12 protein-coding genes, 1 pseudogene and 1 riboswitch are annotated in these 14,855 nt (G+C 62.6%); of the genes and pseudogenes, 3 read left to right on the top strand and 10 right to left on the bottom strand.

Features of this window, described 5'->3' with window-relative positions:
- Positions 1-108 precede the first annotated feature (108 nt).
- A riboswitch (cobalamin riboswitch) is annotated at positions 109-310 on the bottom strand.
- Between the two features lie 98 nt (positions 311-408).
- A pseudogene (locus HGP13_RS01860) lies at positions 409-646 on the top strand (DUF680 domain-containing protein).
- Between the two features lie 87 nt (positions 647-733).
- Here the strand turns inward: HGP13_RS01860 and ugpC are convergent.
- The 5 genes from ugpC to HGP13_RS01835 all read right to left on the bottom strand — a co-directional run bounded on the left by ugpC (position 734) and on the right by HGP13_RS01835 (position 7,302).
- The gene (gene ugpC, locus HGP13_RS01855) at positions 734-1,846 is read right to left on the bottom strand and encodes a sn-glycerol-3-phosphate ABC transporter ATP-binding protein UgpC (RefSeq protein WP_172220719.1); all 1,113 of its coding nucleotides are present in this window, start codon (positions 1,844-1,846) and stop codon (positions 734-736) included.
- Positions 1,847-1,877: 31 nt separating this feature from the next.
- Positions 1,878-3,542, bottom strand: a complete 1,665-nt coding sequence (locus tag HGP13_RS01850) for an alpha-glucosidase family protein (RefSeq protein WP_172220716.1) — start codon at positions 3,540-3,542, stop codon at positions 1,878-1,880.
- Between the two features lie 4 nt (positions 3,543-3,546).
- Positions 3,547-4,701 carry a carbohydrate ABC transporter permease gene (locus tag HGP13_RS01845; RefSeq protein WP_172220713.1) on the bottom strand — a complete coding sequence of 385 codons (1,155 nt, stop codon included), beginning with the start codon at positions 4,699-4,701 and terminating at the stop codon, positions 3,547-3,549.
- A gap of 1 nt (position 4,702) precedes the next feature.
- On the bottom strand, positions 4,703-5,716 hold the full coding sequence (locus HGP13_RS01840) for a sugar ABC transporter permease (RefSeq protein WP_172220708.1): 1,014 nt from the start codon (positions 5,714-5,716) through the stop codon (positions 4,703-4,705).
- A 230-nt stretch (positions 5,717-5,946) separates the two neighbouring features.
- Positions 5,947-7,302, bottom strand: coding sequence for an ABC transporter substrate-binding protein (locus HGP13_RS01835; RefSeq protein WP_172220704.1), 1,356 nt, complete (start codon positions 7,300-7,302; stop codon positions 5,947-5,949).
- 365 nt (positions 7,303-7,667) lie between these two features.
- Here HGP13_RS01835 and HGP13_RS01830 point away from each other — a divergent pair, with 365 nt between their 5' ends.
- Together HGP13_RS01830 and HGP13_RS01825 are read left to right on the top strand one after the other, a co-directional pair.
- The gene (locus HGP13_RS01830) at positions 7,668-8,690 is read left to right on the top strand and encodes a substrate-binding domain-containing protein (protein ID WP_172220701.1); all 1,023 of its coding nucleotides are present in this window, start codon (positions 7,668-7,670) and stop codon (positions 8,688-8,690) included.
- 108 nt (positions 8,691-8,798) lie between these two features.
- Complete coding sequence (locus tag HGP13_RS01825; RefSeq protein WP_172220698.1) at positions 8,799-9,449, top strand: hypothetical protein; 651 nt, start codon at positions 8,799-8,801, stop codon at positions 9,447-9,449.
- A gap of 5 nt (positions 9,450-9,454) precedes the next feature.
- On the opposite strand, the gene HGP13_RS01820 is transcribed toward HGP13_RS01825, so the two are convergent.
- From HGP13_RS01820 to HGP13_RS01800, 5 genes are all read right to left on the bottom strand, one after another.
- A complete protein-coding gene (locus HGP13_RS01820) occupies positions 9,455-10,900 on the bottom strand; it encodes a S8 family serine peptidase (RefSeq protein WP_172220695.1) in 1,446 nt (481 codons plus the stop codon).
- Positions 10,890-11,558: an anti-sigma factor gene (locus HGP13_RS01815; protein ID WP_172234587.1), complete on the bottom strand. Its 669-nt coding sequence runs from the start codon at positions 11,556-11,558 to the stop codon at positions 10,890-10,892. Before HGP13_RS01815 ends, HGP13_RS01820 begins: the two co-directional genes overlap by 11 nt.
- A 14-nt stretch (positions 11,559-11,572) precedes the next feature.
- Complete coding sequence (locus tag HGP13_RS01810; protein WP_172220692.1) at positions 11,573-12,139, bottom strand: sigma-70 family RNA polymerase sigma factor; 567 nt, start codon at positions 12,137-12,139, stop codon at positions 11,573-11,575.
- 121 nt (positions 12,140-12,260) lie between these two features.
- Complete coding sequence (locus HGP13_RS01805) at positions 12,261-13,100, bottom strand: alkaline phosphatase family protein (protein WP_172220689.1); 840 nt, start codon at positions 13,098-13,100, stop codon at positions 12,261-12,263.
- Between the two features lie 97 nt (positions 13,101-13,197).
- The gene (locus HGP13_RS01800) at positions 13,198-14,787 is read right to left on the bottom strand and encodes an ABC transporter substrate-binding protein (RefSeq protein ID WP_172220686.1); all 1,590 of its coding nucleotides are present in this window, start codon (positions 14,785-14,787) and stop codon (positions 13,198-13,200) included.
- Between the last annotated feature and the right edge of the window lie 68 nt (positions 14,788-14,855).

The following is a 14,855-nucleotide window of genomic DNA, read 5'->3' as shown; positions in this document are numbered from 1 at the left end:
CGCACGTCGCTCCAATGACTGATTATGGTGGTGATTGAGGAAGGACCGTACGCAGGCCGGCGAAAGCCGGCATGCGCGATCCGCCTCTTGACCGCCCACCGCGATCAGTCGAGTCTAGAAATCTCGGGCTGGTTTCCGGGCTCTGGAGTGTCCTTGCGGACGATCGCGACACCTTCCCAGGCTTTCGCCCAGTGGTCTCCCGTTGCGACTTGAACTCCACCACCGTTGCGGGGGCAGCGCCGGATTCTGACCGGCTTCCCAATTCTCCGCTCCATCGTCACGAAGCGGCACCTGAGATGACATCATCTAATCACGACAGCGCTTGCGACATCGGCATGAAAGCGACATCGCATCCATGTGGCGCGACACGCATGCGCAACGCTCGGATCAAGGTCAACGGTCACGAGAATCGTTTCGGTGACGGCTGTACCGGCGATCAAAATCGATCCGGAACGTAGAGCCTTCGCAGGCGGCGACAACTATGGCGTCAATGGCGCCAACCAGCCTACCGCGACTCCGGTTGGCAATTCGCGGCACGGCTTCGATCCGTGAAAGCGGCTCGCCGGTCTACAAGCTGCTCAATTCGTCGGGCGACGTGCAGAAGTCCGCCCCTCAGGGCAGCGGCCGGAACCTCTTCGGCCGTTAACAGCCGAAGCTGATGTTCCGAAAAAGAGAGCGGCGGGCCCGGCCCGCCGCTTTTTTGTGTCGCCTTCAGCCAGCAGGACCGGCGGCCTCAGGCTGCTTTTGCTTCCGGCTTTTGAAGCGCGAAGGAATGTCCGTCCGCATCGAAGATATGCAGGTCCTCGGCATTGGCGCTCAGCCGCAGCGTCGAGCCGCGCTTGACCTCGACATTGCCCGGCAGCTTCGTCACCAGCGGCAGGTCGGCGCGGCCGATGTCGACATAGACCAGCTGAACCTCGCCGAGCTGCTCGACATAATCGACTGTTCCCTCGAACAGATAATCCGCGCCTGTGGCGATGATTAGATCCTCCGGTCGCACGCCGAAGCTTACCGCCGCCCCCTTCGCCGAGGCAGGTGTCGTAATCGGCACCGTAGCCTTGCGCCCCCCGACATGGCTGACGACGGTCGGGTTGCCTGATTTGTCGATGGTCGCCGGCAGGATGTTCATGGCCGGTGAGCCGATGAATTGGGCGACGAACAGATTGCCCGGCTTCTTGTAGAGATCCATCGGCGTACCGACTTGCTCGATATGGCCGTCCTTCAACACCACGATGCGGTCGGCCAGCGTCATCGCCTCGACCTGGTCGTGGGTGACGTAGATCATGGTCGTGTTGGGCATCGATTCCTTGAGCTTGGCGATCTCGATACGCGTGGCGACGCGCAGCGCGGCATCAAGGTTAGACAGTGGCTCGTCGAACAGGAACACTTTCGGATTGCGCACGATGGCGCGGCCGATGGCGACGCGCTGGCGCTGCCCGCCCGACATCGCCTTGGGCAGCCGGTCGAGATATTTGGTCAGCTGCAGGATCTCCGCCGCCTGGCGCACGCGCCGGTCGATCTCGGCCTTGTTCTCCTTGCCGATCTTCATCGAGAACGCCATGTTGTCGTAGACGGTCATGTGCGGATAGAGCGCGTAGGACTGGAACACCATGGCGATGCCCCGCTTGGACGGCGGCACGTCATTGACCACTTCGCCGTCGATCTTCAACTCGCCCGACGTGATTTCCTCGAGCCCGGCGATGGAGCGCAGCAAGGTCGACTTGCCGCAGCCCGACGGACCGACGAAGACGATGAACTCGCCCGATTTGATATCGAGGTCGATGCCATGGAGAATGTTGAGATTGCCGTAGGACTTCTTCACTTGTCTCAGATTGACATCGGCCATTGGTTTCCTCCCAGTGATTTCCTCAAAGATTTCAGTCGATACGTCCGAACCAGGCGCCGTAGCCGCCAAGCTCGATCGAACCGGGGCTCGTCTGCCCGGAAAACCCGTGTCCCGGCAAAGGTTGCAGGGGTCGGCTGCCAAGGTCAACCGTGGCCGGCTTGGCGCCGAGGTTGAAGACACAGACGATCTGCTCATTGCCCGCCCGGCGCGTGAAGGCGACGGTGTCGCCCTCGCTTTCGATGAAGGTGATGTCGCCCTTGGCCAGTGCCGGATGGGCGCGGCGGAAGGTGAGGAAGCGCCGATAGTGCTCGAGCAGCGAAGCCTGGTCGCCTTGCTGGACATTGACCGCTTGCGCCAGATGCTTGGCCGGCACCGGCAACCAGGGCTTTGCCTGGGAGAAGCCGCCATTCTTGGCGCTACCATCCCACACCATGGGCGTGCGGCAGCCATCGCGGCCCTTGAATTCCGGCCAGAAACGGATGCCATACGGATCCTGCAAATCCTCGAAGCGTAATTCAGCTTCGCCGAGCCCGAGCTCTTCGCCCTGGTAGAGGCAGACAGAGCCGCGCAGCGACATAAGCAATGCCGAGATGACCTTGAGATAGGCGATCGGGTCAGCTTCGCTGGCGGCCCAGCGCGAGGCCGGGCGCATCACGTCATGGTTGGAAAAAGCCCAGCACGACCAGCCGTCGCTGGCGACCTTTCCGAAGGCTTCCAGCACCGAGCGGACCTTTTCGGCGCTGATCTTTTCCGGCGCCAGGAAGTCGAAGGAATAGCACATGTGCACGCGCTTGCCGCCAGCGGTATAGGCCGCCACGACCTCCAGCCCGCGCTGCGAATCGCCGACCTCGCCGACAGCGGCGGTCGCCGGATATTCGTCGAGCAGGGCGCGGAAGCGTTCGAGGAAGCCGACGTTTTCCGGCCGGCTCTTGTCGTAGATATGGTCCTGATAATTGTAGGGATTGACCGCTGGCGCGGTCTGGTCGTTGCGCTCTTCCGGCGGCAGCGGCGGATTGCTCTCCAGGCCCTGGCTGTGGAAGTAGAAATTGATCGTGTCGAGGCGGAAACCGTCGACGCCGCGTTCCAGCCAGAAGCGGGTGACGTCGAGCAGCGCGTCCTGGACCTCGCGGTTGTGGAAGTTGAGGTCCGGTTGCTCGGCCAGGAAATTGTGCAGATAATATTGCTGGCGGCTGGTGTCCCACTGCCAAGCCGAGCCACCGAAGATCGACAGCCAGTTGTTGGGCGGCGTGCCGTCGGGCCTTGCGTCCGCCCACACATACCAGTCTGCCTTCGGATTGATGCGGCTCGATCGGCTTTCCTTGAACCAGGGATGGCTGTCGGCGGTGTGCGACAGCACTTCGTCGATCATCACCTTGAGACCCAGCCGGTGCGCCTCCGCCGTCAGCGCGTCGAAATCGGCCAGCGTGCCGAACATCGGGTCGACGTCGCAATAGTCCGAGACGTCGTAGCCGAAATCCTTCATCGGCGACTTGAAGAACGGCGAGATCCAGATGGCATCTGCGCCAAGCGAGGCGATGTAGGGCAGCCGCCCGATGATGCCCTTGAGGTCGCCGATGCCGTCGCCGTTCGAATCCTGATAGCTGCGCGGATAGATCTGGTAGATCACCGCACCTCGCCACCAGTCGCGGTCGACGGCGAGGTCAGGCTTCGAACGGGCCTTCAAAGCGGATTGCATTGTTTCAGCCTCCTTTCACCGAGCCGGCAAGCAGCCCGCGGACGAAATAGCGTTGCAGCGAGAAGAACACGATTAGCGGCACGATGATGGTCACGAAGGCCGATGTCGTCAGGATCTCCCAATCGCCGCCGCGTGATCCAAGCAGTGCGTTGAGCTTGGCCGTGAGCACGATCTGGTCTGCTTCCGTACCAAGGAACACCATCGCCACCAAGAGATCGTTCCATACCCACAGGAACTGGAAGATGGCAAACGACGCCAGCACCGGGAATGACAGCGGCAGTACGATCTTGACGAAGATCTCGAAATCGCTGGCGCCGTCGATGCGCGCCGATTCCATGATTTCGCGTGGCAGTCCGGCGATGTAGCTCCTGAGCAGGTAGATGGCGAAGGGCAAGCCGAAGCCGGTATGGGCCAGCCAGATGCCGAGATAGGTTTTCGATGGTACGCCGAAGAAAGTGCCGACGCCGTTGTAGAGTTTCAACAGCGGGATCAGCGACATCTGCAGCGGCACCACCAGGAGGCCGATGATGACCGCGATCAGCAGCGCCCGGCCGGGAAAACGCATCCAGGCCAGTGCGTAGGCGGCAAAGGCCGCGATCAGGATCGGGATGACGGTCGCCGGAATGGTGACCGTCAGCGAGTTCATGAACGAGCGCCCGATGCCTTCCGAAAGCAGCACGGTCTTGTAGTTATCGGTGGTGAATTTCGGCGGCGCCGACGAGGCGTAGTAAACGCGCTGGCCACGATCGCCTTCGAACGCCTTGGGCGAGACCATGACGAAGCTGCCATCGGCATTGACCTGCAGGGTCACGCCGTCGCCGAGATCGGCCGGACTGCCGACCGGATACTGTGTCGGGGCCGCCGCCTTGACGCCGAAGGCGCTGATCGCACGCTTGGCACCGTCGCCGAAGATGTTGCCCTCGAGGACGAATTTGCCGTCCTTCTGGGTCTGCGCCGAGGCGGGCGGCAGGCGGCCGGCTTCCGTCTGGCTGGAACTGGAGAACGAGTTCCACCAGCCCGAGGCGATGATCTGGTCCTTGTCGCGCAGCGAGGAGACTAGGATGCCGAGCGTCGGGATGGTCCAGATCGTAACAAAGATCAGCACCGCGATGTGGACGCCGAAGCGGCTGGCGAAGGACTTTCCGGTGGCGACGGCCATCTCAATGCCCTCCCGTTTCTTTGTTCGCCTGGCGGATGTTCCAGACCATGATCGGGATGACCGCGATCATGATGATGATGGCGATGGTGGCGCCGCGGCCGAAATCACCGCCGCCACGGAACATCCAGTCGAACATTAGGTTGGCCAGCACCTGGCTGTTCCACTGGCCGTTGGTCATGGTCAGCACGATGTCGAACACTTTGAGCACCAGAATGGTGATCGTGGTCCAGACGACGGCGATGGTGCCCCAGATCTGCGGCACCATGATCTTCCAGAATATCTGGAACGGGTTGGCGCCGTCGATCACGGCGGCTTCCAGCGTCTCTTCGGGAATGCCGCGCAGCGCCGAGGACAGGATGACCATGGCAAATCCGGTCTGGATCCAGATCAGGATGACCATCAGGAAGAAATTGTTCCAGAACGGCAGCGATATCCAGACCTGCGGCTGGCCGCCGAAATGCTGGATGATGGCATTGAGGATGCCGATCTGCACCTGCCCCTCGCCGCGGTACTCGTAGATAAATTTCCAGATCACGCTGGCGCCGACAAACGAGATCGCCAGTGGCAGGAAGATCAGGCTCTTGGCGATCGTGCCCCACCAGATCTTGTCGGTGAGCACGGCAATGATCAGGCCAAGGAAGGTGCAGGCGGCGGGCACGACAGCCAGCCACAGCACATTGTTGAGGATCGAGTTGCGGAAGTCGCGATCGCCGAAGGCCCATTGATAATTGGCAAGGCCGACGAAATTGATGCCGCCGCGGTCGAGGAAGGAGAGCCGCAGCGTTTCGATCACGGGATAGATCAGATAAATCGTCAGGATGATCATCGCCGGACCGACGAACAGCCATGGCCGCACCAGGCCCTGCCGGCGCAGATTGTCGATCGCAGCAGTGCCGGAAACGCCACGCGACGGGAATATCAGGTCGACCAGCTTGTTGGCGCCCCAGAAATAGGCGACGCAGCCGCCAACACCAACGATGATGACAAATATGGCCGAGAGAATCTGAGACGCCATGCATTCCTCCCCCTGCGCACGATCCGGCAAGGTTTGTATCCTTGGGGATCAGGCGCCGATTCAGTTGTTTGAAGCGCGATCGGCCGCAAAATGTCTCGCGTACGGATTGCGCTTCATGTCGATGCGCTCATGACAAAACGGCGGCGGCGTGGGCCGCCGTCGGGTCCGGGCCGTCAAGGTCCGGATCCAGTACGAAGATAAAGCGCTCGGCGACCGAGCCGATCTATTGCTTACTTGATCCCGTCCCAGCTCTTCTGGATGTCTGTGGCGACATCCTGGGCGGACTTGCCGCCGACCAGATCGATCATCCCGGTCCAGAACGAGCCGGCGCCGATCTTGCCCGGCATCAGGTCGGAACCGTCGAAGCGCACGGTCGTCGCTCCAACCAGGATCTCGCCCTGCTTCTTCAGTGCTTCGCTGCCATAGGCGTCCTTGTTGGCTCCCTTGAAGGGGGTGACGAAGCTCTTCTGCGCCATCCACAATTCATGCGCGAGCGGCATCTGCAGGAACTTGATGAATTGGCGCGATGGCTTGGAATCCTTGGTGATCATCACCAGCGTTCCGGCCACTTCCAGCGGCGTGCCGAGTTCCGGCTTGGAGGCGTAGGCCGGGTAGGGGAAGAAGTCCGCGTCTTGCCCAAGCTTTACGCCCTCCGGAAAGAAGGAGGGAATGAACGATGCCTGATGGTGCATGTAGCACTTCGGCGGCACCGAGAAGAGGCCCTTCGGGCTGTCACGGAAGTCGGTCGCGGCCACCGCCTTGGCGCCGCCATCCACCATCTTGTCGTCGGTGGCGATCTTGCCGAAAATGTCGATGGCATTGACCACTGCCGGATCGGTGAAGGGAATCTCGTTCTTGACCCATTTGTCGTAAACCTCGGGCGGCTGCGTGCGCAGCATGATGTCTTCGACCCAGTCGGTCGCCGGCCAGCCGGTGGCGCCGCCGGAGCCAAGCCCGATGCACCAGGGCTTGCCGCCATCGGCGATGATCTTCTTTTCGAGCTCGGCAAGTTCCTCCTGGGTCTTGGGGACCTTGTAGCCGGCCTCTTCGAAATTATCGGGCGAGTACCAGACCAGCCCTTTCACGTCGATCTTGTAGGGAAGCGCATAGAATCCTGGCTTGCCGTCCTTGCCTGCGAAGGTGCCGAGCTTGGCCCAGGAGTCGCCGGCCGCGTAGTTCTCCTTGACCCATGCGGCGACGTCGTCGCCCAGCGGGGTCAGAACGCCCTTGGAAGCAAGATCCTGGATGAGCCCCGGCTGCGGCAGGATGGCGATGTTCGGCGGGCTGCCCGCCTGGGTGTCGATGACGATCTGCTGCTCGTAGTTTTCAGACGAGGAATATTTCACCTCCGCCCCGGTCGCCTCGGAGAAATAGTCGAGCACCGAACGGACAAGCGTCTCATCCTCGCCGCGCCACGGCCCGAAGATGGTCAGGGTCTCGCCCTTGAGATCGACTTTCTTGAGGTCTTCGTAATTTGCCCAGTTGAAGCGCTTGTCTTCACCCGGCTTGAACTTCAGTTCGGCATGCGCGGGCGCGTTCAGGGCGAACGTGGCAAACGCTGCACCCAGCAAAAGCATTTTCTTCATCGGTATTCCCTCCCAGTGGGTCACATACACCGGACGGAACCTCCATTCCGCCCGCCGACGCTGCAGGACTGTGACTCAGTCGCAAGGGAACCGCAACCTTTCGAAGAGTCTTCCAAAGCGCTTTGGCTTTCCAGATCACGCCATTGATTCACTCGGGAGTCAAGAGGGGACAGTGGCTAATCGGTTTAAGCGTGAGCGTTTGTAGGCAAAAAAGTGCGCCGCAATATGCTTTTATGGCGGCGCAGCAGTAATTTCTGTTTCAAACTTGCGCAAACCGCGCTTATGCTTGGTACTGGTATGACCACGCCCTTGTGGCGCTTGGGTCGATTCAATTTAAAAGCGCTTTGAGGGAATGGAGATCTTTTGTGAACCTCAAGCAGCTCGCGCATATGCTGGCGCTTTCGCAGACGACGGTAAGCCGGGCGTTGAACGGCTATCCGGAGGTCAACGAGGAAACGCGCCGGCGCGTCATCGACGCCGCCAAGCGCCATGGCTATCGCCCCAATCCGAGCGCGCGGCGGCTGGCGACCGGCAAATCCGGCATGATCGGCTATGTCCTGCCGACGGGCGCGGCCGTCGACATCGATCCGCATTTCGTCGAGTTCCTGTCCGGCCTGGGCGATTATGCCCGCTCGCACGAGCTTGACCTTGTGCTGTCCCCGGCCGATGCCGACGACCAGGAGACGACCTACCGGCGCATCGTCGCCAACCGGCAGGTCGACGCCGTCTATATCTCTTCGCCGATGCCGCAGGACAGTCGGGTGGCGCTGGTCAGCACGCTCGGCATTCCCTTCCTCGTCCATGGCCGCAGCGAAGGTCTCGGTTTCGACTATCCCTATCTCGACATCGACAATGAGGGCGCCTTCCACGAGGCGGCGCGGCTGCTGGTCCAGCTCGGCCACCGGCGGGTGGCGCTGATCAATGGCGACGACCGCGAGACCTTCGCCATCCATCGCGAGCGCGGCGTACGCCGGGCACTCGCGGCAAGCGGGCTGACCCTGGGCGAGCGCCATGTCTGCTCCGTGGTCATGACCGAGGAGAACGGCTATCGCGCCACCAGGCGTCTGCTGGAGGCTGGCGACGCGCCGACGGCGATCGCCTGCTCCAGCCTGATCATGGCGCTGGGCGTGGTGCGCGCCGTGCGCGACCTCGGCCTCACCATTCCAGGCGACGTCTCGCTGATCGCCCACGACGACGTTTTTCCCTGGCTGAAGCCGGAGAATTTTTCAGTGCCGCTGTCGACGACGCGCTCATCGATCCGTCTCGCCGGCGCCCGCGTCGCCGAACGGCTGGCGGCGCGGATATCGGGGCTGGAAGATGGTGCGCGAGGTGAGGTCTGGCCGGTGGACCTGGTGGTGCGTGGATCAGTGGCCGGCGCGCCTACGTAGGGACAACATCCAATTACGGTGAATACCGGGCTCGGTCCGAAGCGGGCTTTCCCAGCCAATCGCAGGCCCATTAACGCCACATTAGCCCGCTTGTTCGAACATGGGCCGATGAACACCAATCAGCCCGGCGCCGCTTTCGGCCGCCGCGGGCGCGATAACGCCGCGGTCAGCCTGGTTCACCGTGCCCCGAGACCGGCGCTCCCTGTTGGCCGTATCGTGTTTCTGCTTGGCTTAACGGGCCTTTTGCTGACTGCCGCCGGTGCAATCTTCTGGACGCTGCCAGGGATCGGAAAGGCAAATGCGGAAGCCGCGCGGACAGAACAGAAAGTGGTCGAAATCATCAACCAGCCGATCACCCATCTGCCCCGCTCCGGGTCATTCACGGTGTTTTCACCAGGCTGGTTCCATCCGGGCGCCACAAAACCGGACTTCCACAATGTCGACATCCGGACCACGCAGGAACTCACCTATGAGGGCTATGTCACTTCAGACTTGAACCCCACCGAAATGTTCATCGGACGCGAACTCGAATTCAACGCGATGACCAAATATTTCTACACCGACCGAACGCTGCCCAAAAAACGGTTGTCCGACACCGAAATGGTCGAGGTCAACGGTCTCTACCGCGTCATCGGCCATGATAAGCAGGCGGTGTTGATGCGATGGCTTGTTGTATCAGGGCTGGCTGTCGTCGGATTTTGTCTTGCATCCGCGTTGTTTCTGCAAATCAGCCGAACCCGGCAACTCCTGGTTGTATAAAAGACCTACTCTTTCGCCGCCTCCGCCGCCTTGAGGTCCAGCAGTCCATAGCCGAAATCATTGTCGCGCCCCTTAGGCCCCAAATCCTTCGCCGTCGCCGAAAGCGCTTTCTCGATATCGTCGGCGGTGCGGCCGGGCGAAGCATGGATGAGGTTGGCGATAGCGCCGCTGACGATCGCCGCGGCGAAAGACGTGCCGGTAACGACGTCCGAGCCGGCGCCGCTCGGTGCCACCATCTCGACGCCGGGCGCCGAGATGAAGACATAGGCGCCGCGATTGGCCTGCGGCATCAGCCCGTCCTTGGCGTCGGTGGCGGTCACCGCGATCACGCCGTCGAAGGCAGCCGGATAGCCGTAAGGCGCCTTAGGCCCGTTATTGCCGGCGGCGGCGACCAGTACGATGCCGAGCGCACGGGCATTGCGGCAGGCGGCGCCGAGCAGATCGTTCTTCGGTCCGACGAAGCTCATATTGATGATGCTGACATTCTGCTCCGCCGCCCAGTCGAGTGCCGACAGGATGACATCCATGGTCGACTTGCCGCCTTCGAAGGCGCGGGCGTGGTAGATCCTGGCGCCCGGCGCCATCCCCTCCAGTGCGCCGACGCCGGCGATCAGCCCGTCGACCGAAGTGCCATGGTCGCGCTTTTCAATCGGCACGTCGGGCATGGCGTCGAATTGCGCGGCGATGACGCCGGCCAGTGCCGGATTGCTGTCGTCGATGCCCGTATCGATGACGGCGACACGGACGTTTTCGCCGCTGGCCTGTTTGGCGTCGAGCGTTATGTGGTCGAAGGCATAGTTGACGATGCCGGCGGCCTGCTGCAGCGAATAGATATGGTTCGCTTCGCGCCGTTGCGTGCGGCCATCGGCGGCAAGCTGCGCAAGCACGATGCCGACGGGGCGGCCGTCGGGAATGCCGAAGCGCACCAAGGTGGTGCCGAGCAGGCGGGACTGGCGCTGCGAGCGCACTTCGAGGCCGAAGGAGGCGGCGATCTGCTGCACGGCGCCGGCATCGCCGTCGACGGTCACCAGCACCTCGTCGGGCACGAAATCGCCAGTCACGGCTCGCGGCGGCTGGACTGCGATGAGATCGGTCGGCGAAATGATCGGGCCGCCGGCCGGTGGGCCGGCCTGGTTGTTGCCGGGCGGCGTCGCCGGTTCCGGTCGTGGTGTCGGCGCCGGTGCTGGGGGCGCGACCGGGTTGGGAAACAGGTCGACGATCAGGGCGGGAAGAAAGACGGCGCCGGCCTGGGCAGGCCCCGCACCGCCGGCATTGTCGCCGGCGCCGTTGCCGTCCTTGGCGCAGTTGGCGCCGGCAGCGTTGGTGCCGTTGCGGCAGTCGATTTTCGTCTGGTCGCCATTGGCGGCCTTGCTCTGCGCCGACGCAGGCACGGCGATTGTCATCGCCACTGCCAGGATCGCTGCAAATCGAAGGGCCGCCTCAGCCGCCATCAACCGGTTTCCTTCCCTCGATCACAGTCTCCGCGAAAGGCTGGGCGGCAATAAGGCCGAGTTCCTTCGTATAGTCGGCCGCGTTGGTGGCGGGGATGGCAAGCCGGAAGATGCCGTCGGCGGTTGGTCCGCCGATGACCTTCAGCCCGTTGCTGCCGAGGAATGCAGAAATATCCGACATCTTCGCATCCGGCTTGAATTTGACCAGTGCGAACGGCAGTTTCGCCAGATCGTCTTCCGCTCCGGCGATCTCGAAATCCTTGCCCTTGCTGCCGGGCTGCACCAGGGACTGCACCGCAATCAGCGCCAGCAGGACCGCCGCCGCTGCCCAGGCGACGCCGACCGGCACCGCCATGAAGCGGCCCCAGGCCTGCGCCAGCCAGGATGAGCCTGCCGGCTTGCGTGCCGGTCCAGCCTCGGCGTCGAACGCCCTAGCGAAGCGGCTGAGCGCATCGGCGGGCGGGCGGACTGCTTCATTGGCGGCCGATGTGCCGGAGAATTCGGCCTCGGCCTCGCCAAGGGCTGCCATTGCCGCCGGATCGGTCGCCAGCCATTCCTCGACGGCTTCGAGATCGGAGCCTTCTAGCGAGCCGTTCAGATAGAACGGCAGCAGCGTTTCCATTTCGTCGCGGCGCGACATCTTTTCAGCGGCGCTCATATCTTCAGGATTACTCATGGCCACCCCCTGTCGTAACCGGCGGCCTTGAGGGCCTCGCCGAGTTTCTTGCGGGCGTAGAACATCCGGGTCTTGACGGTCGCGACCGGGATGCCGAGCACCTCGCCGATCTCGGTCACCGACTGTCCGTGATAATAAGCAAGGTCGATCACCGTGCGGTGCTCTTCGGGCAAGGCGTCAATGAAGCGGCGCAAGGCGGCGGCCTTGTCCTCTTTCATCGTGACGACCTCCGGCGTGTCGGCGCCGTCGGGCACCGCGGCGGCGGCCTCGTCGTCGATCCAGTCTTCCTTTTTCTTGCGCAGCAGCGACAGCGCCTTGAACCGGGCGATGCCGAGCAGCCACGTCGAGACTTCGGAGCGTCCCTCGAACCCAGGCGCCTGTCGCCACAGTTCAAGGAAAACTTCGTTCGCGATATCGTCAGCCATCATTTCCGATCCCGTCTGGCGAACCACGAAGCGGTAGACCCGCGCGTGGTGACGCATGAACAGGAGCCGAACGGCGGCACGGTCGCCCTTCGCGACCCGGTCGACAAGCGCGCGATCGGTCTCCGTCGCTGCCGTCATGGCCGGTCGAGCCGCCTGGCTCCTGTCTGCTCTGTCGCTGATCGGTCCAAAAAGGTTCATCCTCCGCCAAGGAATTTGCGGAGGCTAACCGAAGTAAGGGGCGGTTGCCAGAGCCGCCAACTCACCCCAAGAACGGCTTCGCCCTCATCGTCGCCGGCACCGGCACACCCAGCCGGCTCAACACCGTTGGCGCCAGCTGCAACTGGTCGAGCAGCGTGTCGGCCTGCGGCCCTTGGCCCTGTCCGAAATAATACAGCGCGAAATCCTGCATCTCGTCGTCGTGGCCGCCATGGTGGCCGCGGTCGGTCTGGCCGTGATCGGCGGTGACCATGACCTCGTAGCCGGCCGCGATCCAGCCCGGAAGGAAGGCAGCAAGCATGCCGTCCATCGCATAGACGGCATGGTCCATCTCGTGGCAGTCGTGGCCGAAGCGGTGGCCCATCGAGTCCAGCGTGCAGGTGTGCAGAATGCCGTAGTCGATGCCATGGCGTTTGGTCAGCATGGTCAGCGTCGCGAACAGATCGACATCGCTCGGCGTCATCTGGTTGCGCGCGTTGTAGCCGGTCATGGTGTGGAAGCGGCCATGCGTGATCGGCCCGCCAGGCTCGTCATATTCCATGTCCTCGACCAGGTCGAACGGGTAGGAGCGGAAGAATTCCGACCAGTAGGAGTGGGTGACCGCGCCAGTCTTGCCGCCCGCCTTGCTAACTTCGGAGAAGATGTCGGGCTGCCCGACGCGGAAGCGGTTCTCGTTGGAGAGGATCCCGTGTACCTGCGGCGACACGCCTGTGTGGATGGACGCATAGCAGCAGGCCGAGGTCGACGGCAGCACCGATCGCATCTTCCAGACCTTCGCCTCACCCGATTGCACCCAGCCTTCGAGATTGCCCATCAACCGGCGCCAGTTCCGATAGGGAACGCCATCGAGGATGATCAGCAGAAGTTTGGATTTGAGCGCCATGGGCTGCTCCACAAGGTTTGGCAGTTGAAACGGGAACGCCGCATGCCGTTTCGGGCACACGGCGTTCTTACACGTGAATCACACAGGCAGGAGTCGACTAAGCGTTGAGCCAGCACTCGGCCAGCGCGTAGCCATCCATCATTTCGCCGATCGGGCTCTTGGCAAAGCCGCCGATCTTGTTGGTGGCGGCTGCGTCGATGAACTGGTTGAAGAACGGCACGATCAGGCCGCCTTCGTCGCGCATCAGTACCGCCATGTCGTGGTAGACCGCCTTGCGCTTGGCCTGGTCGAGTTCGCCGCGCGCCGCAAGCAGCATCTTGTCGAATTCCGGCCGCTTGAAGCGCGTGTCGTTCCAGTCGGCGGTCGAGACGTAGCCGGTGGAATACATCTGGTCCTGCGTGGCGCGACCACCCCAGTAGGAGAGCGAGAAGGGCTTTTTGTTCCAGACTTCCGACCAGTAGCCGTCGCCCGGTTCGCGCTTGATCTCGATCTTGATGCCGGCCTTGGCGCAGGACTGCTGATAGAGCTGGGCGGCGTCGACGGCGCCGGGGAAGGCAACGTCGGAGGTGCGCAGCAGGATGGAGCCGCTGTGGCCCGACTTCTTGTAGAGAGCCGCCGCCCTGTCCGGATCGAATTTGCGCTGCTCGATGTCGGTCGAAAACAGCGGGTAGGCTTCGTTGATCGGGAAGTCGTTGCCGACCGAGCCATAGCCGCGCAGGATCTTCTCCAGCATCTCCTCGCGGTCCATGGCGAGTTTCAGCGCCATGCGCAGGTCGTTGCTGTCGAAGGGTGCCGTGTCGCAGAACATGTTGAACGGGTAATAGCCCTTGCCCGACACGTTCTCGATCGTGACGCCGGGAATGCGCTTGACCAGGTCGACCACCTTGGGCTCGACGCGGTTGATCATGTGCACCTGGCCGCCTTGAAGTGCTGCCAACCGCGCCGTCGCGTCATTGATGACGACGATCTCGATCTGGTCGGCATGGCCCATTTTGTCGCCCTGCCAGTAATTGGCGAAGCGCTCGCCGCCATGGCGCACGCCGGGCTGGTTGACGGTCACCTTGTAGGGGCCGGCGCTGATGCCGGCATTCGGATTGTCCTTGCCGCCATTCGGCTGGATGACGAGGTGGTAGTCGGCCATCAGATAGGCGAAGTCGGCGTCTGCGTCGCCGAGCGTGACCACCACTTCCTTGCCGCTCGGCTTGATCGTCTTGATGTTCTTCAGCACGCCCAGCGCACCCGACTTCGACTTCTCGTCGGCGTGGCGCTCGAGCGTGCCGGCGATATCTTCCACGGTCACGGTCTTGCCATTGTGGAATTCGATGCCGTCGCGCACCTTGATGGTCCAGGTCTTGGCATCGGCCGAGGCGCCGATCTCCTGCGCGATCAGGTTCTCGACGCCACCTTCCGGCGTCAGCCGGACGAGATATTCGCCCCACTGTTTGGCGAAGCTGTAAGTGACCTGGCTGAGGTTCAGCGCCGGATCGAGGCTGTTGGTCGATTCACCGCCCTGCAGGCCGGCCTTGATGATGCCGCCCTTGACCGGCGTCTGTGCGAAGGCTTTCCCGGCCAGCGTCGTTGCCAGCGCCGCCGACACACCCAGTGCCGCGGTGCGGCCAAGGAAGTCGCGACGCGATATCCGGCCCTGGCCGGCGAGATCAGCGAGACGGTCGAGTTCAGTCTTCATGTCCTAACCCCTTGTTGTAAACAACGTCACGAGCACCGCCCGTCCGGAAGGACGTGTGGCGCTCTAGT

The organism is Mesorhizobium sp. NZP2077, from assembly GCF_013170805.1.
Classification (GTDB): domain Bacteria; phylum Pseudomonadota; class Alphaproteobacteria; order Rhizobiales; family Rhizobiaceae; genus Mesorhizobium.
This window is presented reverse-complemented; position numbering and strand designations above follow the sequence as displayed.

Coding starts and splice junctions, on each gene's coding strand:
- ugpC (WP_172220719.1), bottom strand. CDS start 1,846: ATGGCCGATGTCAATCTGAGACAAGTGAAGAAGTCCTACGGCAATCTC.
- HGP13_RS01850 (WP_172220716.1), bottom strand. CDS start 3,542: ATGCAATCCGCTTTGAAGGCCCGTTCGAAGCCTGACCTCGCCGTCGAC.
- HGP13_RS01845 (WP_172220713.1), bottom strand. CDS start 4,701: ATGGCCGTCGCCACCGGAAAGTCCTTCGCCAGCCGCTTCGGCGTCCAC.
- HGP13_RS01840 (WP_172220708.1), bottom strand. CDS start 5,716: ATGGCGTCTCAGATTCTCTCGGCCATATTTGTCATCATCGTTGGTGTT.
- HGP13_RS01835 (WP_172220704.1), bottom strand. CDS start 7,302: ATGAAGAAAATGCTTTTGCTGGGTGCAGCGTTTGCCACGTTCGCCCTG.
- HGP13_RS01825 (WP_172220698.1), top strand. CDS start 8,799: ATGAACACCAATCAGCCCGGCGCCGCTTTCGGCCGCCGCGGGCGCGAT.
- HGP13_RS01820 (WP_172220695.1), bottom strand. CDS start 10,900: ATGGCGGCTGAGGCGGCCCTTCGATTTGCAGCGATCCTGGCAGTGGCG.
- HGP13_RS01815 (WP_172234587.1), bottom strand. CDS start 11,558: ATGAGCGCCGCTGAAAAGATGTCGCGCCGCGACGAAATGGAAACGCTG.
- HGP13_RS01810 (WP_172220692.1), bottom strand. CDS start 12,139: ATGACGGCAGCGACGGAGACCGATCGCGCGCTTGTCGACCGGGTCGCG.
- HGP13_RS01805 (WP_172220689.1), bottom strand. CDS start 13,100: ATGGCGCTCAAATCCAAACTTCTGCTGATCATCCTCGATGGCGTTCCC.
- HGP13_RS01800 (WP_172220686.1), bottom strand. CDS start 14,787: ATGAAGACTGAACTCGACCGTCTCGCTGATCTCGCCGGCCAGGGCCGG.